The sequence below is a fragment of the Pandoraea aquatica genome, from assembly GCF_902459565.1.
Taxonomy (GTDB): domain Bacteria; phylum Pseudomonadota; class Gammaproteobacteria; order Burkholderiales; family Burkholderiaceae; genus Pandoraea; species Pandoraea aquatica.
This window is the reverse complement of record NZ_CABPSN010000001.1, coordinates 412,406-432,869: the sequence shown is the minus strand read 5'-3', so window position 1 is coordinate 432,869 and position 20,464 is coordinate 412,406. Positions and strand designations below refer to the sequence as shown.

Below are 20,464 nucleotides of genomic sequence, written 5' to 3'. Positions count from 1 at the left end.
GCAGACGCGCCAGTGCTGGCGCGTCGCGACCCGCGACGGCGATTGTTCTGATTCAGGCGAACGACACTGAGGGGCGTGGAGGGTCGCGATTGCGCGTCGGCCCCCGCAAGACGGAGCGCACATGCACCGGTGCGGCGGGCGGGTAATGCCACTCGCGCAGGGGCGGGAGCGAGGCGAAGACGGGCAGTGCGGGGAGCGCAACGTCGACTGCGATGAACGCCAGGCATTGCTCGCAGATGCCGTCTTCGTCGTCCGAGCGCTGTCCATTGCTGCCATTACCACCACGACTACCGACATCGCCATGCTGGCGTTGTGCGTCCGCTGATTCCACCGACGTGGCTGACGCAGCCGCCAGCGCGGCCGCCGTGTGAAACACCACGTGCCGTGCAAGGGCCATCTGCGAGACGAGCACGCAGACGATCAGCCAGAAAGGAAGCCAGCGACGAAGCATGAGCCGACGAGAAACGGAAATAGGCGACGTCGAAAACCGGACGACAAATCGCGACAAAATTAAATGCAACTCAATTGCAATGCAACTGAGTTGCGAATTCTGTCACATCCGTAGGGGCTTTGCCAAGTAGGAAAACCGGGTGGGGGAGATGGCGGGTGGAGAAGGCGGAGAAGGCGGAAAGTGCGTGATGCCAGCGGTGCTGCGTTGCAGCCACTTGAGCGGCGTCGCCCGCTCAAGTGGCTCTTGTGGGATTCAAGCCACCGGCTGATGAAGCGTGGCGTCGGCGACACGAATTTGTCGCGGGATCAGCTTGAGTTGCAGGAACGTATCGGCAATCCGTTGCTGCGCCGCCAGCACGGACGGCGACACCGGTTTGTAGACATGCGCGTAGTGACGCAGCCCCTTCTCGATAATTTTGGCGTCGAGCCCCTGAATGGGCGCCAGTTGCGCGGCGGCTGCGGCATAGTCGCCACGAATCTGCTGCCCGGTCTGGCCTAGGGTGTCGAGCGTCGCCTTGATGACGTCGGCACGCTTTTCCGCGAAGGCCCGTTGACTCAGGAAGAACTGATGGTGGTCGGCCGCACCTTCGGCATTGGCGAGCAGACGCACGGGACTTTGATCGAGCACGGCGGTGAGGAACGGGTCCCAGATGGCCCACGCGTCGACCGAGCCACGCTCAAGGGCGGCGCGCGCATCGGCGGGGGCAAGAAACACGGGGCTGACGTCGCCGTAATCGAGACCGTGCTTGCGCAGCAACGCAACGAGGAACCAGTGGACATCCGATCCCTTGTTGAACGCCACGCGCTTGCCGCGAAGATCTGCCACCGTTTTGACCGGCGAGTTGTTGGGCACGACGACGCCCTCGGCGAGGGGCGTGGGCACCTCGTAGGCGCTGTAGACGAAGTCGGCACCGGCCGCCTGCGCAAAGACGGGCGGCGCTTCGCCGACGTACCCGAAGTCGATCGCACCGACGTTCAGCGCTTCGAGCAACTGCGGGCCGGCCGCAAACTCGGCCCACGTCACTTCCACGCCCAGCGGCTTCAGACGCGCTTCCAGCGAGCCATTCGCTTTGGCCAGCACGAGGGTACTCGCCGCCTTCTGATAGCCAATGCGGAACTTGCCCGGTTCATAAGCGGCGTGCGCCGAAAACGACGGCAGCGCGGCCGATGCCGCCCCTGCACTGACGACTGTAAGGAATTGACGACGTGAGATGGCTGAGATGGCCTTCGGCGGTTTCATGAGCGTTGCCCCGTGCAATGGTGTTGTGATGGATGTCCGAGAATTATCCGGACCGGGTCCACGCGGGCAACGAAGCGATTCTGCTTTAGATATTCACGGCTGCGGTGCAATGTAAGCGACGCAAAGCGGCATGGCCGAGCCGGGCCTGTTGCCGCCGTGGTACGAAAACGGCAGCGTTTCACGGGCGTCGATGGTCAGTGACGGCCACAGGGCTAGCGTTTGCGCGAAACTGGCGTTTCGACACGACCGGCCGGGGTGGCCGAGCAGGATCGCCCCGCGCGCACGGACCTCCACCTCGTCGATATCCTTCGTGTAGATGTTGGGGCGCTTTTTCTCCGACCAGCGGGTGAGCAGGCGCGGATTTCCCGGTGCGTAGAACGTCAGCCACGTCGCAAGATGGTCGTTGCCGACGTAAGCCAGCGGCGTGTGATAGCGCGCCTGCCAGCGCTGTTCGAGGGTGATGCTCGCGGCTTTGATGCCGGCGAACTTTTCCCCGGCATTACGCAGGTTCAGGCTCAGCACCGTTGCATAGCCGATCCACACCGTCAGCCCGACGACGGGCAACCAGCGCGAAATTCGCGGTGCGCGCTTTGCCGTGACCGGCAACACGCACGCGACGAGCAGCGCGGGCAGCGGGACGGCGAACGGTTGCAGCCATTCAGAGATGCGTCCGCCTTCGTGCAGCGTGAAGTACACGAGGATGGGCAGCAGTGGCGCAAGCACGGTGATCCCTACGACCCAGACCGGCGTGTCCGGACGCCTGAAGCGAAGACCGGCAAGATGCATGACGAAGGCGAGCGTCGCCACAGGATAGAACGCCGTGAGTGCGCCGCGCAGGCCGCGCCAGTTCAGCCGTTGATGGATCTGGTCGTCGACCCAACGGAACGCCGCGAAATCGTGATGCACGAGCCAAAGGATATTCGGCGTAATCAGCGTGAAGAAGGCGAGCAGCCCGAACAGGAAGGCGGGGTGCCGATAATGGCGTCGTGTGTCCGGGGTCCACAGCGTCATGACGAACATCGCGCCCAACAGGGCGAACGTCGAATACTTGGTCATGGCGGCCAGACCGGCGACCATGCCGAACGCCAGCCAGAACCTCGGCGCGTCGTACATCGAACGCACGAAGAGCCAGAGCATCCACGGCCAGAGCATGACCAGCAGATAGTTGTCGTTGTACGGGAGGATGTCGATATTGATCGCGCCCGTCAGATGCAGGCTCAGCATGGCCAGCCAGGCGAGACGCCGATCCCCCGACAACCTCTTGGCCAGATGCCAGACACCCAGCATGCCGACGGCAACGACCGCGAAGTGCGAGGCGTACCAGTAGAGCGCAAGCGCTTCGCCGTTCAACCCCAACCCGAACGCTGGCCACATCGAGAACCCGACGAGCCAGGGATTCTTCGGCGTTCCCCATTCCGCATTGCGCGCCCAGTTCAGGGCTTCGACGGCGTCGAACGGCACCGTGGGGTCCAGCGTTGCGCTCGTGAGGGTCCAGACGATGGCATACACCGTCACATATAGCGACGGCGAGAACTGAACGGCGACGGCTGCGCGGCTGATGAGTGCGCGCAACGTGAGTGCGCGACGCACCGGCGCATCGGTCGACGAAGTGGGGGTGGCAGCGTGATTTTGCATGCGCGCTTCGACTGGGCGAACGCGCGCATGTTCTTCACGTTATTTTGCAATCCGAATCAAAGAAAGTACTGATAAATTGCCATGTATGCTGTTGTTTTTGTTGGAATTTTGTGCGACCGGGCGGCGTGCGGAAAGCCGTTTCCGGTCAAGCTTGTTCACAAACGTCAACAAAACAAAACGAATGAGAAAAGATGGCAACAATTTTTCGACCGATACGATCGACCGTCAGTCGTTTTCGACCGGCGCGTCGACGATCAGTGCCGCGTTCACCTGCCGGATGCGCTGATCGACAAAATAGCCGCCGCCTTCCTGATAGCGCAGATACAGACGGCCGCAATCGCGGCACCGGCAGACGTTCGCGCGGTTATAGGGGAAGTAGCGCGGCGCGATGGGCGCATTCGCTGCCCAGTAGGACGTGCCCTCAGGGTGATATTCGCTGAACGTCGGTTCCGGCTCGTTTGGCGCGAACAATGTGCCGACGACTTCGAGCTGCGCGTCGGGCAATGAGTTGGGCAAGCTCGCCCAGCCGTCGAGCGGCGTTCGGGTGCATTGGCAATCGGCGGAAAGGCGGGCGGACGATTCGGCGCGGGCGGCGAGGTCAACGAAAGCGGCGTGATCGAGGTAAGGAAGGTCGCTCATGGGGGATATGGGTTTGGCGTCTTGCCGGAGGCAAGGTACGACGGTGTTCGCCATGGTAGCGCGGACACAGAAATGCAACACGGCTCATCGCCGCAACCCATCGAATTTCGCAGGGCTGTCATGAAGCCGGACATGGACTGATATATGATATTCGCTATATATCGATCTATATAACGGAGTTCAGGCTGTGAAGAAGACGGGGTTTTCCGCGCGCGCTGTCGCGACGATGACGCTGGCGTTGTGTGCTGGCGCGACGATGGTGATGGCAACGCAGGCACGTGCCGACGACACGTTCCGTGTCGCGTATGCCGGTTCGATGGGCGTGGTGATGGACAAGGCGCTGGGTCCGGCCTTCGCGCAACGCGAGCATGTGACCTATCAGGGGCAAGGCGAAGGCGCGTACGGTCTGGCCCGTCTGCTGGCTTCGGGGCGTTCGACGGCCGACGTGTTCGTCTCGATCACCCCCGGGCCGATGGCGATTCTGAAGGACGCCGGACTGATCGACGACGCCGTGCCGGTGGCCAGCACGCGTATGGTCATCGCCTACAACCCGAAGGGCCGCTTTGGCGAAGCCTTCCGTCTCGCGGGCACCGATGCGTCGCACTCGGCGTGGTGGAAGGTGCTGCAAACGCCGGGCCTGCGCTTCGGTCGTACCGATCCGGCAACGGACCCGCAAGGTCAGAACATCGTCTTCACGTTGATGCTTGCGCAGAAATATTACGATCAGGCCGGTCTCGCGCAAGCCGTGCTGGGCGACGTTCGCAATCCGCAGCAGGTATTCGGCGAAGGCGGATTGCTTACGCGTCTGGAAGCCGGGCAGGTCGATGCGGCGTCCGGCTACGAGAGTGCCACGCGCTCGGCCAAGCTGCCCTATGTGGCGCTGCCCGACGAGATCAACCTGAGCAATCCGGTGTTCTCGAAGACGTGGTACGACACCGTGTCGTTCACGTTGCCCGGCGCCGACGGCAAGGAAAAGACGATTCGCCCGCAGCCGTTGGTGTTCTATGCAGCGAAGCTGAAGAACGCCGCGCACCCGAAGGCCGCCGACGATTTCCTCGCGTTCATGACGTCATCGCAGGGCCAGAAGCTGTTTGACGAGAACGGTTATGGCAAGCCCAAGGGCGATGCCCTGTACCACTGACCCCCTGACCCTCATCGATTGGCGGAACGTTTCGTGCAGAAGTGGAGGGATGACCTGCCTGTCGACGTAGACATCGGCAGCCGGGTCGGATCGGGGCTGGGCCGGTTGGGCGAAGTCGTGACGTGGGTGTTGCTCGCGGTGCCGTTCGTCGGCCTGGCGATGGAAACACCGTGGCGTCACTTTCGTCTGGCGTACGGCGACTGGGATGCCGTGGCGGTCTCGCTCGGGCTGTCGTGTCTGTCGATGGCGATCATCGTCGTGCTCGGTACGCGCGTCGCGCATTGGCTGGCCTCGACCCGCTCGCGCTTCGTCCGCGTCGCAGAAGGGCTGGTCCTCGTTGCGCTCATGACGCCGCCACTGGCAATGGGCATCTTGCTGGCGACGGCCTATGGACCGGTTGGCACGTTCGGTGCGCTGCTGGCGCGTGGCGGCATTCTGCTGGGCAACAATGCGCCCGCATTCGTACTCTCTCAGGTCTACGGCGGGCTGCCGTACTTCATCCTCGCTGCACGCGCGGCCTTCGAAGCTGTGCCGCCGGTGCTGCCAATGGCCGCGCGCAGTCTCGGTGCAACACCTTGGCAAGTCTTCCGTCGTGTGACGCTACCACTTGCGCGCGGCGGACTTGCGGCAGGGCTCGTGGTCGCGTGGGTGCGCGTGATCGGCGAGTTCGGCATCGTCATGATCTTCGCCTACTTCCCGCAGGGCATCCCGGTGAAGCTCTACGTCAATCTGCAAAACGATGGGCTCGGTGCCGTGTATGCGCTGCTCTGGCTGTTGCTGGTCGTGGCGCTGCCGTTGCCCATCTTCGTGCTGATGATGACGCGCCGTCGGCACCGTACGGATCACACCAGCGACGATACCGTGTTCTGACCCCTGATATTCGCAGCCCCAAGATTCACTTCAGATGTTAATCTTTTGCGCGTCCGCCCTCGACGGCGGATGTTATGCATAACTAGCGATTCATTAGGGTCTGTTCACATTAATACGGGCTCGTGAACGTGTTCTACCGGCTGGCTGGCAAGGCGCTCGCAGCGCCGCTTGGTCGCCCCAAGCAAGCTGCGGGCAACGCCGCCAGACGGCCGGTAGGGCGCGTTCCCTTCGGGTTGTCCGCCCAAAGGGGCGATCGCGGCGTCATGATCCTCACGAATATTACCGATATTCGCTTCGGCTCATTCCTTGCGCTCGCCCCTTTGGCCGGGCAACACGAGCCCGTATTAATGTGAACAGACCCTAGACATCGATTGACATCAGGAGGGTATGTGTTCGAAATGTTCCGTCAACAAGGTGGGAATCTGACCCGGCAGTTGCCGAAGGTGGCAATGGGTTTGATGGCAGCGGCAGCATTGCTCGGTGCACCGGCTCACGCGAGCGAGGTGTTGTCGAGCGAGGTCTACAGCAAGAATCTGTCGCGCCCGCTGACCTATAACGTCTACCTCCCGACGGGCTATGAAGCCAGCGGCAAGACGACGTATCCCGTGCTGTATCTGCTGCACGGCAACGACGGCGTGAAGAACGACTGGGCGGTCAAAGGCCACATGCAGTCGACCATGGACAAACTGATCGGCCACGGCGACATTCCGCCGGCCATCGTGATCATGCCGGATGCCAATACCAACTGGTACGTGGACCTGAAGGAGCGCATGGAAACGGCGTTCTTCAGCGAGCTGATTCCGCACGTCGAGAAGACGTATCGGGCGATCAAGACGCGCGACGGACGTCTGATCGGCGGCTTGTCGATGGGCGGCTATGGTGCGATGCGTTACGCGCTCAAGTATCCGGAGAAGTTCAAGGCGGCCGCGCTCATGAGCCCGGCCATCTACAATCCGGAGCCACCGAAAGATTCGTCGGCCCGCTTCGTGAAGGTGTTCGCCGAGCCGAATACCAATGGCGAGTACAGCGCACGTGTCTGGCAACAGAACAACTATCCGGCGTACTTCGACGAGTTCCTGAAGAAGGGCATCAAGGTGCCGATGTACATCAACTCGGGCGACGACGACGATTTCAACATCGAGATGGAAGCCACGCGCTTCTATGAGTTGCTGCGTGCGAACAAGCAACCGGCGGAGTTGCGCATCGTCGACGGCAAGCATGAGTGGCCGGTTTGGGCGAGCACGCTGCCCGACGCGCTGAAGTACATCTTCCGCGATGTTCAGCGTCCGCAGCGTAATGACTGACGTATGATCCGGCGGTTGACGTGATTCAACATCGGCCCCTCGAATCCCTGTGATCGAGGGGCCGATCGTTTTGACGCGACGGGGTTGATTACAGCGAACGCTCGATGGCCTGCCCAAGCAATGACAAGCCCAGATCGACTTCTTCTTCGCTGACGGTCAGCGGCGGGGCGATGCGGAACACGCCGCCCATGCCGGGCAACTGCACGATGTTCATGCTCAGGCCGAGGTTCATGCATTCGCGCGTGATCTTCGCGCCGAGGCCATCTGCGGGTGCTTTGGTGCGTCGATCCTTCACGATCTCCATGCCGAGCAGCAAGCCGCGTCCGCGAACGTCGCCCACGCAATCGAATCGCTCCATCAATCCCAGCAAGCCATTGCGCAGTCGCTCGCCCATCACGTTGGCGCGGGCCACGAGCCCGTCGCGCGCCACCACGTCGAGCACGCGCAGGCCGACTGCCGCAGGCAGCGGGTCGGAAACATGGGTCGTGTAGAACAGATAGCCGCGTTCGTGGGCGCGCTCTTCGATGTCCGCCGACGTCACGATGGCCGCGAGCGGCAGGCCCGCACCGAGCGTTTTCGAGAGGGTCAGGATGTCGGGCGTCACGCCGTCGCGTTCGAACGCGAACATCGTGCCGGTGCGCCCGACGCCGGTCTGCGCTTCGTCGAGGATCAGCAGCATGCCGCGTTCCTCGCACTTGCGCTTGAGGGCCGCGAGATAGCCGGGTGGGAGTTCGATAATGCCGCCGGAACTCAAAATCGGTTCCGCGATGAACGCGGCCAGATTGCCGCTCGACTGACGATCGATGAGGTCGAAGGCGTAGTCCAGCTCGGCGAGATAGTCGTATTGTCCGGCGGGGCCGAAGCGCGGGCGGTACGTGAACGGCGCGGGAATGGCAAACGAGCCCACGGCCGCCGGGCCGACGCCTTTGCGTCCCGCACTGTAGGTCGCAGAGGCCGCCGCGCCCGTCATGCCATGCCACGACTGTGCGAACCCCACGACTTCGTATTTGCCGGTGACGAGCTTGGCCATGCGGATGGCTGCTTCGTTCGACTCCGCGCCGGTACTCAGCAACATCACGCGGTCCAGTCCCTCGGGCGTGATCTCGGCCAGCCGGGTGGCCAGGTCCACGACCGGGCGCGAAAGCATGCCGCTGAACAGGTGGTCGAGCTTGCCGATGGATTCCGTCACGACGCAGACGATGTCCGGATGGCTGTGGCCGAGGACCGCGCTCATCTGACCGGAGGTGAAGTCGAGGATCGCGCGCCCGTCGGCGTCGTAGACGAAGCTGCCCTGAGCGCGCTCGACGATCATCGGCTCGAAGGTGCCGCCGTAGCGGATCAAATGTTCGCGGGCATTGCGCCAGAATTCGGCGTCTTGGTTCTTTGACACGGGAAATCTCCGGGGAACGGCATTGGACGAAAAGCAACGGGAGGCACACCCTTAGCTTGCAGTCTAAGCAGCCCTCTGCTTTCATAAAAGCGAATAATGCTAATGAGAGATAGTAGTGAGGCTAATAACGTGAACGGGACACTGGACATCGATTTGCTGCGTTCGTTTGTGGCCATTGCGCAGGCCGGTTCGCTCAGTCGGGCCGCGCAGCGCATCGCCCGGACGCAGTCGGCGCTGAGTCAGCAGATGAAACGTCTGGAGGAGATCGTCGACCAGCCGTTGCTTCAGCGCACGGGGCGCGGGGTGATGTTGACCGGCTCTGGCGAGCGTCTGCTCGGTCACGCACAGCGCATTCTCCGCGCGCATGACGAGGCGATGGCCGATATGTCGGGGCGCGGACTGACGGGGACGATCCGGTTCGGTTGTCCCGATGACTATGCCGCCGCGTTCCTGCCCCATCTGCTACGCGAGTTCGCGATCGTGCATCCGCACGCGCAGGTCGAGGTGATTTGCGAGCCGACGCCGAGATTACTGGAGCAGTTGTCGCGTCATGCACTCGATCTGGCGCTGATTTCGTTACCCGACGGCGTAGACGAGCTCAATGTCATCCGGCGCGAAGCGTTGGTCTGGATCGGGAGTCCGGGGCTCGACGGGGTGCTCGCGAACCCGGACGAACCGTTGCCGCTGGCGCTCTCCGACCCCGATACGCTGGACCACATCGCCGCCTGCGATGCACTCTCAAAGGCCGGACGGGCGTACCGGATCGCCTACGCGAGCAGCAATCTGGCCGGACTGACGGCGCTCGCGCGTTCCGGACAGGCGTTTGCTGTGATGACCCAGACGGCAGTGCCACCGGACTTACGCATTGTTACAGCTGATACCTTGCCGACGTTGCCGTCCGTGGGGATTACGGTAAAGTTCGATCGCGCGCGTCCCAGTCACCTGAGCGTGGCGTTTGCCGATCACATTCGGCGCACGCTCGCGGTGTTGTAAGGCGGAGGTGCATCGGCAAGGGCGCCGGTGCGCGTTCCCGTGGCGACGAATTTGAAGCACAATTGCGCCTTGCGCAGGCGAGCGGGCCAAGTCCCGGGCCGGCGCAGCAGTCAGTCAAAAGAATCCGGGTTCTGTGCATTGGGGGCATCCATGGCCAGAGATCCGGGGTAATGCAGTCTTCGCAAGGTTTTGCGATTTTTTGTATCGAGGTCGATATGTTGGCGCGTTTCGTGGCGTTTTCTCTGGTAATCGGTTCGCTGTTCGCCCTGGCGGGTTGCAATACGGTCGACGGCGTCGGTCAGGACATTTCGGGCGCTGCGCGCACCGTCAAGCGCGCGCTGTAAGCGTTCGTGCCGCAAGAGTGCGTCGATGCCTCGCTTTGGTGCCAAACCGCCGAAAAGAGGCCGCGCTCGACGCGCTATCTCAAGTTTTCCGCTTTCTCGCCGTTGGAGCCGCTAACGCTGTCATGAAGGTATGGGTATCGTGCCGGATGGCAGACGGTGGCGGCCGCTCTCGGTGGCCACGAAATGGAAAGAAAGGCGGAAGCGCAAATGTTGAAAAATTGGACGATTCGTTGGCGGTTGCGGACGGCCGTGGCCGGTCTGGCGGCCCTTGTGGTGATTATCGGTGGACTGGCGCTTATTGGATTGCGCGACACCGTCGGGAGCTTGCGCGAGGTCTACGACAAGGAGTTGGCGAGCACCCGTTTGCTGGGCGAATCGGAAATTCATATCGGGCGCGCGCGTGCGGTCGTGTTGCGTGCACCGCAGGCGCCGTCTGAAGACGTCAAGGCGGCTGACGTCAAGAAAGGCACCGAGTACTGGGGCGAGTCCGAGAAGGCCTGGCAGGCCTATCTGGCGTTGCCGTCGGATGCCGAGGAGCAACGTCTTGCGAAAGACGTGACGAGTACGCGTCAGGCACTCAAAGACGCCTTCACGTTGGTCCAGAACAGCATTGCTGCCGGACAAACCGATGTCTACTACGCGCAGGCGGCGGTGCTGGGCAAGCGTTACACGTCATACGTCAACGCTAACGAAGCGCTCAAGAAGCTTTACGACGATCGCGCGAAGTCCAGCTTCGATTCGGCGGTGTCGACGTACGACCGCTTGTTTGTCGTAACCCTCGGGGCGATTGCATTCGCGATCATCGCGGCGTTCCTGACGGCGCGTTCGCTGAACCGTGCGATCACGCGGCCGCTCGACGATGTCCTTGAACACTTCCAGGAAATTGCCGACGGGAATCTGCAACGCGCCGTGCATGCCACGTCGACCGACGAGATGGGGCGGTTGCTGGGCGCACTCGCCAATATGAAGACGCAGCTCAACGATACGGTCGCCCGCGTGCGCAAGAGCGGCGAAGCCATTGCGGCGAGCGCACGTGAGATTGCTGCGGGCAATCTGGATCTGTCAGCGCGTACGGAACAACAAGCGGCCTCGCTGGAGGAAACGGCGGCCAGCATGGAGCAGTTGACCAGTACGGTGCGTCAGAACATGGAGCATGCGCGTCAGGCGAACCAACTGGCGCGGCAGGCGAGCGATCAGACGGGGGCGGGCGATACCGCAATGACCGAGGTCACGGACACCATGCGCGCCATCGACGCGGGGTCCGCGCGGATTCGCGACATCATTGCACTGATCGACGGCATCGCATTTCAGACCAATATTCTTGCCCTGAATGCGGCCGTCGAAGCGGCGCGCGCGGGCGAGCAGGGCCGCGGGTTTGCGGTCGTCGCCGGCGAAGTGCGTACGCTGGCGCAGCGCTCGGCGAGTGCTGCGCGCGATATCAAGACGCTGATCGAGACGTCGGCCGAGCGCTCGGCGGCGGGCAGTCGTATCGTCGGCGAGGCGGGTGCCGCCATGAGCAGCATTGCGAACAGCGTGCAACGCGTGACGGACATCATGGCGGAGATTTCGGCGGCGTCGGAAGAGCAGACGGCCGGCATCGATCAGGTGGCACGCGCCGTCACGCAAATGGACGAGGTGACGCAGCAGAACGCAGCGCTGGTCGAGCAGGCGTCGGCGGCAGCCCAGTCGCTGGCCGAACAGGCCGAATCGCTGAAGTCCGCCGTCGCGGTGTTTCGTCTGGCGTAAGCCGCGTCAGGTCACGTCAGATCGACGAACGTCCCCACCATTCGCGTACGAAATCGCCGCGATCCGGACGCGGCGTCACTTCCGGCGTCTGCGGCGGTGTGCCGACGAAGAGGAAGCCGAGCACCCGTTCGTTCGGTTCGAAGTCGAGAATGTTGTGGATGTCGGGGTCGTAGGCGTCCACGCCGGTGGCCCAGAAGCCACCGTAACCCAGCATGTGGATGGCGTTCAGCAGATTCATGCTGGCCGCGCCCACGCTGAGGAGTTGTTCGATTTCCGGCACCTTCGTCGCCGTCGAAATGGACGCCGCGATCACAATGATCATCGGGGCCGCAAAGGCTTTGCGACGGCGCTGCTCGTGCATTTCGGCGGGCGCGTCGGGATCGCGCCTGGCAGCGGCTTCGACGAGCGCTTGTCCGAGATCGTCACGCGCTTCGTCGCGCACGACCACGAAACGCCACGGACGCAGCCGTCCGTGGTCGGGTGCACGTAGCGCGGCGTCGAAGATCAGGTTCAGTTCGGTATCGCTCGGGGCAGGCTCAGAGAGAGGCCATTGGGACTGTCGCGAGAGCAACGCTTCGAGGGCCAGTTGGCGCGGAGCCACATCCGGCGGCGAGAATTCGGGGGTCGTGCCCATCGGGGGGATTCTCCAGAAACGGAACCCCCATGATCCGCCATCCACGTATAAATTGCAAAATGATTCTCATTTGCAACATGGCGATTCATACACTCGCTGAACTGCCTGTACACAGACACCGGTGGTCGCAGAAAGCGTGGTCGCGCTATCGCGTGCTAGCATCGATTTCGCATTTGCAGCCCGGCAATTGAAGGAGGAAACACATATGGCAAAGCAATCGACAACGCGTCAACGCAAGCAGGATCTGTATCCGTTATTCGGAGAAATGACGTCTCCGGCAAAGAACATCCGACTCTGCGATCCGGAAGCGAAGGAGGCGATGGCGGCGGCAAAAGCAGTGGTGACAGCCAGTAAAGAGAATGCCTTACGGTTTCTCCAAAGCGTTGGAATCGTTACGGCGTCGGGACGGCTGGCGAAGCGCTACGGTGGGTGAATGACGCGTCGGTGGGATCTGTACAAGCGACAACCCGGTTTCGTTCTTGGTTTTCACGGTTGCGATCGAAGCGTTGGGGAATCGGTGTTAGCCGGCGAGCGATATCTGACGCCAAGCACAAACGCATATGATTGGCTGGGCTCTGGAATCTACTTCTGGGAAAGCAGCCCAGCTCGTGCCCTTCAGTTCGCGGAAGCCGCAGCGAGCACGTCGAAAACGACAACGAAGGGCAAAATAGAAACGCCGTTTGTGCTCGGCGCGATCATTGACTTGGGAAATTGCTTTAATTTGATTGACGCTTCGGCGTTGAAGGAGTTGCGGGAGGCATACGACTTTGTTGCCGATGCGCTGGCAACCAGCGCACTTCCGAAGAACGTCGGTGGTCCCGACAAGTTGATGCGAAATCTCGACCGCGCCGTTCTTGAAACCATGCACCAATTGCGAGCCGGATTTCATGAAGCTTCGGGGGCGACACCTCCCTACGACACGGTCCGAAGTCCCTTCGGGGAGGGCGGCGAACTGTACCCGGGCTCGGGTTTTACGCGTCAGGCCCATATCCAGATTGCAGTGCGCAATGCTGATTGCATCAGGGGATACTTTCGGCCCATTCAGCGCTAACTCAGCGCCTCGTCTTCGGACGAGGCGTTGTTGTTTGATGCGCTGAATCCGGTGACAGGGCGTACTTTTGCGAAAGCTTGTAACCTACGCGTTCACTTCCTCGCACGCCTGTCCGGCGCACGTCATCCATGAGCCAGCAAAAGCCAGTCGAATACGTCAGTGCAGCGCCTGAAGTCAAAGCCGTCTTCGACGACATCAAAGCCACGCGGGGTGTCCCCGACGTCAACAACTTCTGGAAGTACATCGCGCAGCACCCGCCGACCCTGGAGCGGACCTGGGGCAGTCTCAAGGACATCATGGCGGACGGGGCACTCGATCCGCTGGTCAAGGAGCTGATTTATGTTGCGGTCAGCGTTACGAACAACTGCGGGTATTGCGTTGCGAGTCACACGGCGGGCGCGCGCCGTGCAGGCATGACCGACGAGATGTTCGGCGAACTGCTGGCCGTCGTGGGCATGGCCAACGAAACCAACCGGCTCGCCGTCGGCTATCGAGTGCCGATCGATCCGGCTTTCGAGTAAGCCATCCATCGGCGGTATCGGCGTGTCTGACATGCCGCCCCGAGTTGCTGTGCGATCAGCGCTCGCATGGGTGAGACGGTCGGGTTCGTCGCCCGGCCGGTACTCAGGCGCATGAGCTGAAATTTGACGACGGCCATGTTCGCCATCGACCCCAGCATCTTGTTCTTCCAGCGAATCGGATTGAGTTGTGGCTCCGACGTCTGGCCCAGACGCCAGCGATTCGGCAACTCGGGATCGATGGAGAGCGCCGTCGCCATGCCCACCATTGCCACGCCGCTCGTGATCACCTGGTCCGCGACCGTACGACGGCGAATGCCGCCCGTCACCATCAGCGGCATCGTCGCGACGCCAATCATTTCGCGGGCGAACTCCAGAAAATACGCCTCGCGTGCCAGCGTACGCCCGTCGCGCGATTCGCCCTGCATGGCCGGCGCTTCATAGCTGCCGCCGGACAGCTCCACGAGGTCGACACCGAGCGAGCCGAGCATCTGGATGACGCGACGCGCGTCGTCCGGCCCGAACCCGCCACGTTGAAAATCGGCCGAATTCAGTTTGACGGCAACAGCGAAGTCAGCCGCGACCGCCGCACGCACCGACCGCACGATATCCAGCAGCAAACGGGCACGGTTCTCCAGACCCCCGCCCCAGCGGTCCTGACGCTTGTTCGTTAGCGGCGAAAGGAACTGACTGAGCAGATACCCATGCGCCGCGTGAATCTCCACGCCAGTAAAGCCGCTGCGCTCGGCGAGCAGCGCACTTTGGGTGAATCGTGCGATGACATCCGCGATGTCCGTTTCCGTCAGTTCTCTGGGCATCGCGAAGCGCTTCGAGAAGCCGCCGAGCTCAAGGGCCACCGCCGACGGTGCGACAGTGGTCTGACCCAGCGCGGACTGCATCTGCCGGCCCGGGTGATTGAGCTGCATCCAGATCTGCGCGCCATGTTGACGCGCCGCCTGCGCCCATCGATGGAAGCGTTCCAGATGCGCGTCGTCCTCCAGCACCACGCCACCGGGGCCGGTCATCGCTCGCGCATCGATCATGACGTTGCCGGTGATGATCAGGCCAGCGCCCCCTCGGCCCCACGCGTCATACAGGCGCAGCAGTTCTTCCGACGGCGCGTGATCGGCGTCCGCCATGTTTTCTTCCATCGCTGCCTTGGCGATGCGGTTGGGGATCGATGTGCCGTTCGGCAGGGCGAGCGGAGCAAAGAGAGACATGGATGACATGGCCGTACCTCGAATCTTCAGTTGACGATGACACGACCATAACCTTAAAGTTCACTTCAAGGTCAAGCGTTCGGAGCGTGAAAATGAAAATCGGGGAGTTGGCGCAGGTGAGTGGCGTGGCGGCGTCGCGAATCCGCTTTTATGAAGCGCAGGGCTTGCTGCCCAATGCGCTGCGGCAGACCAATGGCTATCGCGAGTACGACGAAGACGCACTGACGCGTCTCGATCTGATCCGGCGCGCGCAAAACGCCGGATTTTCGTTGGACGAGATCCGCGCGATCTTGCCGCCGGACCTCAACGACTGGCCGCATGACAAGCTGCTCGAAGTGCTGCGCCGCAAAGTGGGCGAGATCGAGGCGCTGGAGCGGAATCTGGCGCTATCGAAGCACAATCTGAAGGCGTTGATCGATGCCATCGAGCATCGCGAGGATGGGGAGGACTGCCGGGCGGCGTCGCAACGCGTGCTGACGTCGGTGCGTCGCGCCGACGACGACAGCCTTGCGCCGGCGACCCGGCGCGCCCCGGTCAAAAAGCGCGCCTGACGCACCCGGCAGCCTGCATTCAGCGACTCGCAAGAATCTCGTTTGCCTTCGCGATGACAGGCGCATCGATCATCTTGCCATCCAGTGCGACGGCCGCACCTGCGCTGGCGTTGGCTGCGGCGACAACGCGCTCGGCCCACGCAATGTCATCGTCCCGCCACGCGAACGCAGCGTGCACCGGTGCCACCTGACGCGGATGGATACACAACTTCCCCCGGAACCCAAGCGCGCGGGCGCGGCGGGCAGCGGCTTCGATCAACGCGGGGTCGTCGAGCACCGTAGTCACGCCGTCGACCGGTGGTGCGATGTCAGCAATACGCGACGCCAGCGTGAGTTGCGAGCGGAAGTACAGCAGTTCTTCGGCGTCACCTTCGATGCCGATGTCCAGCTGGAAATCGATGGTGCCGAACATCAACCGGTCGACACGTGGCGCAGCGGCGATCTCTCCCAGCGCGGCAAATGCCTGTGCCGTCTCGATCAGCGGCACGAGCCGCAGCGATGGTGCTGCGCCTTGCGCGACGCGGGCGAGGGTGGCGGCATCTTCCGTCTTCGGTACGACGAGGCCGCAGAGTTGCGACAGGCCCGCCAGTGCTTCGACATCCTCGTGAAACCAGGGCGTCGACACGGCATTGATGCGCACGTACACCGGGACCGACGTCGCTGGACTTAGCGCTGACAGCCATTGGACCACTTGCTCGCGGGCAGTCAGTTTGTCGGCGGGCGGCACCGCGTCTTCGAGATCGAGAATGACGGCGTCCGCGCCTGAAGCGCATGCCTTTTCGAAGCGTTCCGGACGGTTGCCCGGCACGAAAAGCCAGCTACGAATGACGGGATGTTTTTGCATCGCTCATACCGCCTGTGCTGCGCGTAGCGCGTCGATTTGTGCCGACGTGCGGCCAAGCTCGGCGAGGATCGCGTCGGTGTGCTGCCCCAGCGCCGGAATCGGGTCCATGCGCGGCGCGAACGCTGCGCTCGCCGACGGCATGCCCGGCGGAATCGGCGCCTTGATCGTGCCGTTGGGCGTTGCGACGTCCGCCCATCGCTCACGCGCCGCGAGTTGGGCGTGCTGCCATACGTCGTGCATCTCGTTGAGGTTGGCGTTGGCGATGCCCACGGCGTCGAGCCGGCTCACGAGTTGCGGTGCCGAGAGCCGCATGAAGACCTCGCGGATGATGGCGCGCAGGGCATCGCGATTCTCCAGACGCTTGGGGTTGGAGGCAAAGCGGGCGTCTTCCGCGAGCGCAGGTTGTTCGAGCACCTTGTCGCAGAAAATCTTCCACTCGCGCTCGTTCTGCAAACCCAGCATGACCGTCTTCCCGTCGCCGGTTTCGAACGGGCCGTACGGGAAGATCGTTGCGTGCGCCGCGCCTGCACGCGGCGGGGGCGTTTGATCGTCGACGGCGTAATACAGCGGAAAACCCATCCACTCGACCATGCATTCGAGCATCGAAATGTCGATGCGCGAACCTTTGCCGGTCTTGCCGCGCTGGATCAGCGCCGAGAGGATGTTCGTGTACGCGTACATGCCGGCAGCGATGTCCGCAATTGAGCAGCCTGCCTTGGCCGATGCCTCCGGCGAGCCCGTCACGGACAGAAAGCCCGATTCGCTCTGGATGAGCAGATCGTAAGCCTTCTTGTCGCGATAGGGGCCGTCCGGACCGTAGCCCGAAATGCCACAAACGATGATGCGCGGATAGCGTGCCGAGAGGGCGTCGTAGCTCAGACCCAGGCGGTCGGCCGCGCCGGGGGCGAGGTTCTGCACGAGGACGTCGGCGTCGGCGAGCAAGTCGTGGAGGACCGACTGGGCAGCGTCCTGTTTCAGGTCGAGCGTCAGACTTTCCTTCGAGCGGTTCGTCCACACGAAGTGCGACGACATGCCGTTCACACGTCCGTCATAAGCGCGGGCGAAGTCGCCTGCGCCGGGGCGCTCGATCTTGATGACGCGCGCGCCGAGATCGGCCAGTTGACGGGTGCAGAACGGTGCCGCAATGGCGTGTTCGAGCGCGATGACCTTGATGCCGTCCAAGGGCCTCATGACAGAAATCTCCGAGAAAACCAATTGAGTTGAGCGAGGCGGTGGCCGGGTCAGACGATCTTCGCGAGCACGATAAGGCTCAGCGTGATCGTGATGGCACCGCCGATACGCGTGGCGATTTGTGCGAACGGCATGAGTCGCATGCGGTTCGCCGCGGTGAGGATGGCGACGTCGCCCGTGCCGCCCATGCCGCTGTGCGTGCCGACCACGATGGCCGCGTCGATGGGATGCATATTCATGCGACGTGCCACGACGAAGGCGGTCGCCATCAGCGTGAGCACCGTCGCGACGATGGTCACGAGCGTCGGCACGTTGAAGGATGCGACGACCTTCTGCCACGGCGTAATCACGACACCGATGGCGAACAGCAGCGGGTACGTCACCGCCGTCGCGAAGAATTTGTAGACGACGCCCGCACCGGCTTCGAGCTTCGGCGAAAAGATGAAGCCGATCTTCGCGGCGACGGCCAGCACCAACATCATCACCGGACCCGGCAAGCCGAGCGTGTTCTGCGCGAGCATGCCGACGAAGTACAGGCACACGGCGATCATGCCGGCCGCAGCGATGTCGGTCGCGTCGACTGCCTTCGCCGGTTCGGCGTGAACGTCGTGCGCGCCGATGTCGTCGCTCCCTGTTCGCATGAGCTGCCCGTTACCCGTCAACGATGGGTAACGCTTACCGAGTGCGTTGAGCACACCCGAGAACACGATGGCGCAGACGTTGCCGAGCATCACGGCGGGCAGCGCCTGTGCCAGCAGATCGCCCGCGCCCTGATGCATGACTTCCGAGTAGCCGATGGTCAACGGAATCACGCCTTCGCCCAAGCCGCCGGACATGACCGGGATCACCACGAAGAACACGGTGTGGAACAGTCCCATGCCAAGCATGGTGCCAACGGCCGTGCCGACGATGCCCGCAAGCACTGAACCGATAGCGAGTGGGACGAAGATGCGCACGAAGCCGCCGATCAGCACCTTGCGGTCCATGCTCAGAATGCTGCCGACGATGATGCCGGGAATGAACAGGTACAGGAAGTTGCTTTGCTTCCAGAACGCCACGATGGGCGTGACGACCGACGGGGGCAGCACGTTCGCGAACACCAGCCACGAGGGCAGGAACGTCACGAGGATCACCGGGCCACCGATGCTGCGAAAGATGGGGATTCGCTGGCCGACTTCCATGCAGGTAAAGCTGCACACTGCCAGCAGCGCGATGATCGGAGAGAGTTCAGCGGAGAGCTTTCCGGTGGTGAGAACCGTCGTTGCGATGGCGGCGATGAGTACCAGATGGACGGGCAACGGCACGATGCCGACGCGCATGTCCATGATTCGCCACCACAAGTCGCGCAGTGGGTGGTGCTGTGCCGCCTGAGAAGTTGCCTGACCGCCTTGATTGCTTTGGCCGCCCTGACCGCGTTGTGCGGCAGTGGCCGAGAGTCCGTCTCGCATCCTGCTGTCTCCATCCATTTGGAATTGGTTTGTTGAGGCGACTATAGGCGTGTAGCCGACGTCGAAGGAAATACCGATTTTGGATGTGGGTATAGAGCGAGACTATGGCTTGGGCTTCTCGTTGCGCGGGAATGGCGGGTAATGGCTTTCAATGCGGCGAAAACCTAAGTTTCACGACACCTCATATAGCAGTACGCTATGGCCTTTCGTTGCTGCCAACCGACGCGTTTCGGAGGCCGATGCCGTTATGGATGTGAGACAACTCAGGAACTTCGTGGCTATCGTCGATAGCGGCAGTTTGTCGAAGGCGGCGGAGCGGCTGCATATCGCACAGCCGTCGCTGAGCGCACAACTGCGCGGATTGGAAGACGAACTGCAAACGCAACTGCTGGTCCGCAGTGCGCAGGGTGTGACGCCGACCGAAGCGGGGAAGGCGTTGTACCGCCATGCACGCGTGGTGTTGCGTCAGATGGAGCAGATTCGCCAGGAAGTACGAGAGGGTGGTGGCAGTGAAGCAGGGCCGGTAGCGGTGGGGTTCCCGACGACGATTGCATCGATTCTCGCCGTGCCGTTGTTTGCCCGGGTCAGGGAGCAGTATCCGGGGATTCGTTTGCAGATATTCGAGAGCATGAGTGGGTACATCGGCGAGTTGCTTGCCAACGGACGGCTCGACCTCGCGATGCTCTTTCGCGACTCGGAAACGCGGGGCATCTCGGTGATGCCGTTGTTCGACGAGGAGTTGTATGTGCTGGGTGGGCACCGGGTGTGTCCGTCGATCTATGAGGATGCAGGGGACAACGCGGACGGGACGTGCGCATTGGAGAAGCTGGACAACGTGCCGATCGTAGCACCGAGCGCGTCGAACGGCTTGCGGCTGCTGGTCGAGCGGAGCTTTGCACAGGCGAATGCCGAGTTGAACATCGTCGCGGATATCGACTCGTTGCCGACGCTCATCGACATTGCCCGTTCGGGTGAGGCGTGCTCGATCTTGCCGGTGTCGGCATTGGCATCGCGCGACCCGGCCTTGCGTCCGCCTTCGCGCCGCATCGTCGCACCGCACCTGCAACGCCCGGCCAGCGTGTGCTGGTCGAACTCACTCCCGGTAGGGTCCGCGACGGTCGCGGTACGTCAGTGCATCGCCGATCTCATCCGCGAATTGCAGGCGGACGGACATTGGACGGGGATTACGTTGCGCGCGGTCGACAAAGACGCCGTGATCGAGTGACACGACAGTCACGGCGCTTCGTCCGAACGG

21 protein-coding genes are annotated in these 20,464 nt (G+C 62.5%); 11 read left to right on the top strand and 10 right to left on the bottom strand.

From position 1 onward, the window contains the following. Positions 1–52: 52 nt before the first annotated feature. The 4 genes from PAQ31011_RS01755 to PAQ31011_RS01740 form a co-directional block, all read right to left on the bottom strand. Positions 53–451, bottom strand: coding sequence for a hypothetical protein (locus PAQ31011_RS01755; RefSeq protein ID WP_150574202.1), 399 nt, complete (start codon positions 449–451; stop codon positions 53–55). Between the two features lie 252 nt (positions 452–703). Continuing rightward, entirely contained in the window at positions 704–1,690 is a 987-nt protein-coding gene (locus PAQ31011_RS01750; RefSeq protein ID WP_150574201.1) for a sulfonate ABC transporter substrate-binding protein, read from the bottom strand. 93 nt (positions 1,691–1,783) lie between these two features. After that, positions 1,784–3,325 carry a glycosyltransferase family 39 protein gene (locus PAQ31011_RS01745; RefSeq protein ID WP_150574200.1) on the bottom strand — a complete coding sequence of 514 codons (1,542 nt, stop codon included), beginning with the start codon at positions 3,323–3,325 and terminating at the stop codon, positions 1,784–1,786. Between the two features lie 225 nt (positions 3,326–3,550). Continuing rightward, entirely contained in the window at positions 3,551–3,964 is a 414-nt protein-coding gene (locus PAQ31011_RS01740; protein ID WP_150574199.1) for a hypothetical protein, read from the bottom strand. Between the two features lie 187 nt (positions 3,965–4,151). On the opposite strand from PAQ31011_RS01740, the gene PAQ31011_RS01735 reads away from it, so the two are divergent. The 3 genes from PAQ31011_RS01735 (at position 4,152) to PAQ31011_RS01725 (ending at position 7,279) form a co-directional block, all read left to right on the top strand. Beyond that, positions 4,152–5,105 (top strand): extracellular solute-binding protein, encoded by a 954-nt coding sequence (locus PAQ31011_RS01735; RefSeq protein ID WP_246179286.1) that lies wholly within the window; start codon positions 4,152–4,154, stop codon positions 5,103–5,105. A 33-nt stretch (positions 5,106–5,138) separates the two neighbouring features. Beyond that, the gene (locus PAQ31011_RS01730; RefSeq protein WP_246179285.1) at positions 5,139–5,975 is read left to right on the top strand and encodes a molybdate ABC transporter permease subunit; all 837 of its coding nucleotides are present in this window, start codon (positions 5,139–5,141) and stop codon (positions 5,973–5,975) included. A gap of 398 nt (positions 5,976–6,373) precedes the next feature. Then, positions 6,374–7,279 carry an alpha/beta hydrolase gene (locus PAQ31011_RS01725; protein WP_150574198.1) on the top strand — a complete coding sequence of 302 codons (906 nt, stop codon included), beginning with the start codon at positions 6,374–6,376 and terminating at the stop codon, positions 7,277–7,279. A gap of 88 nt (positions 7,280–7,367) precedes the next feature. Here the strand turns inward: PAQ31011_RS01725 and PAQ31011_RS01720 are convergent, their stop codons facing one another. Beyond that, entirely contained in the window at positions 7,368–8,669 is a 1,302-nt protein-coding gene (locus PAQ31011_RS01720) for an aspartate aminotransferase family protein (protein WP_150574197.1), read from the bottom strand. Between the two features lie 102 nt (positions 8,670–8,771). Here PAQ31011_RS01720 and PAQ31011_RS01715 point away from each other — a divergent pair, with 102 nt between their 5' ends. The 3 genes from PAQ31011_RS01715 to PAQ31011_RS26830 all read left to right on the top strand — a co-directional run bounded on the left by PAQ31011_RS01715 (position 8,772) and on the right by PAQ31011_RS26830 (position 11,752). Continuing rightward, positions 8,772–9,662 (top strand): LysR substrate-binding domain-containing protein, encoded by an 891-nt coding sequence (locus PAQ31011_RS01715; RefSeq protein WP_174989868.1) that lies wholly within the window; start codon positions 8,772–8,774, stop codon positions 9,660–9,662. A 215-nt stretch (positions 9,663–9,877) separates the two neighbouring features. Next, positions 9,878–10,006, top strand: coding sequence for a hypothetical protein (locus PAQ31011_RS26835; protein WP_257125724.1), 129 nt, complete (start codon positions 9,878–9,880; stop codon positions 10,004–10,006). A 207-nt stretch (positions 10,007–10,213) separates the two neighbouring features. Beyond that, on the top strand, positions 10,214–11,752 hold the full coding sequence (locus PAQ31011_RS26830) for a methyl-accepting chemotaxis protein (protein ID WP_174989866.1): 1,539 nt from the start codon (positions 10,214–10,216) through the stop codon (positions 11,750–11,752). Between the two features lie 16 nt (positions 11,753–11,768). Here PAQ31011_RS26830 and PAQ31011_RS01705 read toward each other — a convergent pair whose 3' ends face one another. Beyond that, positions 11,769–12,386 (bottom strand): nitroreductase family protein, encoded by a 618-nt coding sequence (locus PAQ31011_RS01705; RefSeq protein WP_150574194.1) that lies wholly within the window; start codon positions 12,384–12,386, stop codon positions 11,769–11,771. A gap of 205 nt (positions 12,387–12,591) precedes the next feature. Here PAQ31011_RS01705 and PAQ31011_RS01700 point away from each other — a divergent pair, with 205 nt between their 5' ends. From PAQ31011_RS01700 to PAQ31011_RS01690, 3 genes are all read left to right on the top strand, one after another. Continuing rightward, positions 12,592–12,819, top strand: a complete 228-nt coding sequence (locus PAQ31011_RS01700) for a hypothetical protein (protein WP_150574193.1) — start codon at positions 12,592–12,594, stop codon at positions 12,817–12,819. Continuing rightward, a complete protein-coding gene (locus PAQ31011_RS01695; protein WP_217424826.1) occupies positions 12,820–13,437 on the top strand; it encodes a hypothetical protein in 618 nt (205 codons plus the stop codon). A gap of 128 nt (positions 13,438–13,565) precedes the next feature. Then, positions 13,566–13,958, top strand: coding sequence for a carboxymuconolactone decarboxylase family protein (locus PAQ31011_RS01690; RefSeq protein ID WP_150574192.1), 393 nt, complete (start codon positions 13,566–13,568; stop codon positions 13,956–13,958). Here the strand turns inward: PAQ31011_RS01690 and PAQ31011_RS01685 are convergent. After that, positions 13,925–15,175 carry an NADH:flavin oxidoreductase/NADH oxidase family protein gene (locus PAQ31011_RS01685; RefSeq protein WP_150574849.1) on the bottom strand — a complete coding sequence of 417 codons (1,251 nt, stop codon included), beginning with the start codon at positions 15,173–15,175 and terminating at the stop codon, positions 13,925–13,927. The two genes, PAQ31011_RS01690 and PAQ31011_RS01685, sit on opposite strands and share 34 nt — an antisense overlap. Positions 15,176–15,267: 92 nt before the next feature. Here PAQ31011_RS01685 and PAQ31011_RS01680 point away from each other — a divergent pair, with 92 nt between their 5' ends. Beyond that, positions 15,268–15,726 carry a MerR family transcriptional regulator gene (locus PAQ31011_RS01680; RefSeq protein ID WP_150574191.1) on the top strand — a complete coding sequence of 153 codons (459 nt, stop codon included), beginning with the start codon at positions 15,268–15,270 and terminating at the stop codon, positions 15,724–15,726. Between the two features lie 19 nt (positions 15,727–15,745). Here the strand turns inward: PAQ31011_RS01680 and PAQ31011_RS01675 are convergent, their stop codons facing one another. Genes PAQ31011_RS01675 through PAQ31011_RS01665 form a run of 3 tightly spaced genes read right to left on the bottom strand, consistent with a single transcriptional unit; the run spans position 15,746 to position 19,209 of the window. Then, positions 15,746–16,570, bottom strand: a complete 825-nt coding sequence (locus tag PAQ31011_RS01675) for an HpcH/HpaI aldolase/citrate lyase family protein (protein WP_150574190.1) — start codon at positions 16,568–16,570, stop codon at positions 15,746–15,748. A gap of 3 nt (positions 16,571–16,573) precedes the next feature. Then, complete coding sequence (locus PAQ31011_RS01670; protein ID WP_150574189.1) at positions 16,574–17,761, bottom strand: CaiB/BaiF CoA transferase family protein; 1,188 nt, start codon at positions 17,759–17,761, stop codon at positions 16,574–16,576. Positions 17,762–17,811: 50 nt separating this feature from the next. Then, positions 17,812–19,209 (bottom strand): 2-hydroxycarboxylate transporter family protein, encoded by a 1,398-nt coding sequence (locus PAQ31011_RS01665; protein ID WP_246179284.1) that lies wholly within the window; start codon positions 19,207–19,209, stop codon positions 17,812–17,814. Positions 19,210–19,456: 247 nt separating this feature from the next. On the opposite strand from PAQ31011_RS01665, the gene PAQ31011_RS01660 reads away from it, so the two are divergent. Then, complete coding sequence (locus tag PAQ31011_RS01660; protein WP_150574188.1) at positions 19,457–20,434, top strand: LysR substrate-binding domain-containing protein; 978 nt, start codon at positions 19,457–19,459, stop codon at positions 20,432–20,434. Positions 20,435–20,464: the final 30 nt, after the last annotated feature.

Bases quoted from the DNA above. Each gene is read 5' to 3' on its own strand.
- PAQ31011_RS01725 (WP_150574198.1), top strand. From the start codon at position 6,374: ATGTTCCGTCAACAAGGTGGGAATCTGACCCGGCAGTTGCCGAAGGTG.
- PAQ31011_RS01685 (WP_150574849.1), bottom strand. From the start codon at position 15,175: ATGTCTCTCTTTGCTCCGCTCGCCCTGCCGAACGGCACATCGATCCCC.
- PAQ31011_RS01680 (WP_150574191.1), top strand. From the start codon at position 15,268: ATGAAAATCGGGGAGTTGGCGCAGGTGAGTGGCGTGGCGGCGTCGCGA.
- PAQ31011_RS01755 (WP_150574202.1), bottom strand. From the start codon at position 451: ATGCTTCGTCGCTGGCTTCCTTTCTGGCTGATCGTCTGCGTGCTCGTC.
- PAQ31011_RS01675 (WP_150574190.1), bottom strand. From the start codon at position 16,570: ATGCAAAAACATCCCGTCATTCGTAGCTGGCTTTTCGTGCCGGGCAAC.
- PAQ31011_RS26835 (WP_257125724.1), top strand. From the start codon at position 9,878: ATGTTGGCGCGTTTCGTGGCGTTTTCTCTGGTAATCGGTTCGCTGTTC.
- PAQ31011_RS01705 (WP_150574194.1), bottom strand. From the start codon at position 12,386: ATGGGCACGACCCCCGAATTCTCGCCGCCGGATGTGGCTCCGCGCCAA.
- PAQ31011_RS01745 (WP_150574200.1), bottom strand. From the start codon at position 3,325: ATGCAAAATCACGCTGCCACCCCCACTTCGTCGACCGATGCGCCGGTG.
- PAQ31011_RS01740 (WP_150574199.1), bottom strand. From the start codon at position 3,964: ATGAGCGACCTTCCTTACCTCGATCACGCCGCTTTCGTTGACCTCGCC.
- PAQ31011_RS01700 (WP_150574193.1), top strand. From the start codon at position 12,592: ATGGCAAAGCAATCGACAACGCGTCAACGCAAGCAGGATCTGTATCCG.
- PAQ31011_RS01695 (WP_217424826.1), top strand. From the start codon at position 12,820: ATGACGCGTCGGTGGGATCTGTACAAGCGACAACCCGGTTTCGTTCTT.
- PAQ31011_RS01690 (WP_150574192.1), top strand. From the start codon at position 13,566: ATGAGCCAGCAAAAGCCAGTCGAATACGTCAGTGCAGCGCCTGAAGTC.
- PAQ31011_RS01715 (WP_174989868.1), top strand. From the start codon at position 8,772: ATGAGAGATAGTAGTGAGGCTAATAACGTGAACGGGACACTGGACATC.
- PAQ31011_RS01665 (WP_246179284.1), bottom strand. From the start codon at position 19,209: ATGCGAGACGGACTCTCGGCCACTGCCGCACAACGCGGTCAGGGCGGC.
- PAQ31011_RS26830 (WP_174989866.1), top strand. From the start codon at position 10,214: ATGTTGAAAAATTGGACGATTCGTTGGCGGTTGCGGACGGCCGTGGCC.
- PAQ31011_RS01750 (WP_150574201.1), bottom strand. From the start codon at position 1,690: ATGAAACCGCCGAAGGCCATCTCAGCCATCTCACGTCGTCAATTCCTT.
- PAQ31011_RS01670 (WP_150574189.1), bottom strand. From the start codon at position 17,761: ATGAGGCCCTTGGACGGCATCAAGGTCATCGCGCTCGAACACGCCATT.
- PAQ31011_RS01660 (WP_150574188.1), top strand. From the start codon at position 19,457: ATGGATGTGAGACAACTCAGGAACTTCGTGGCTATCGTCGATAGCGGC.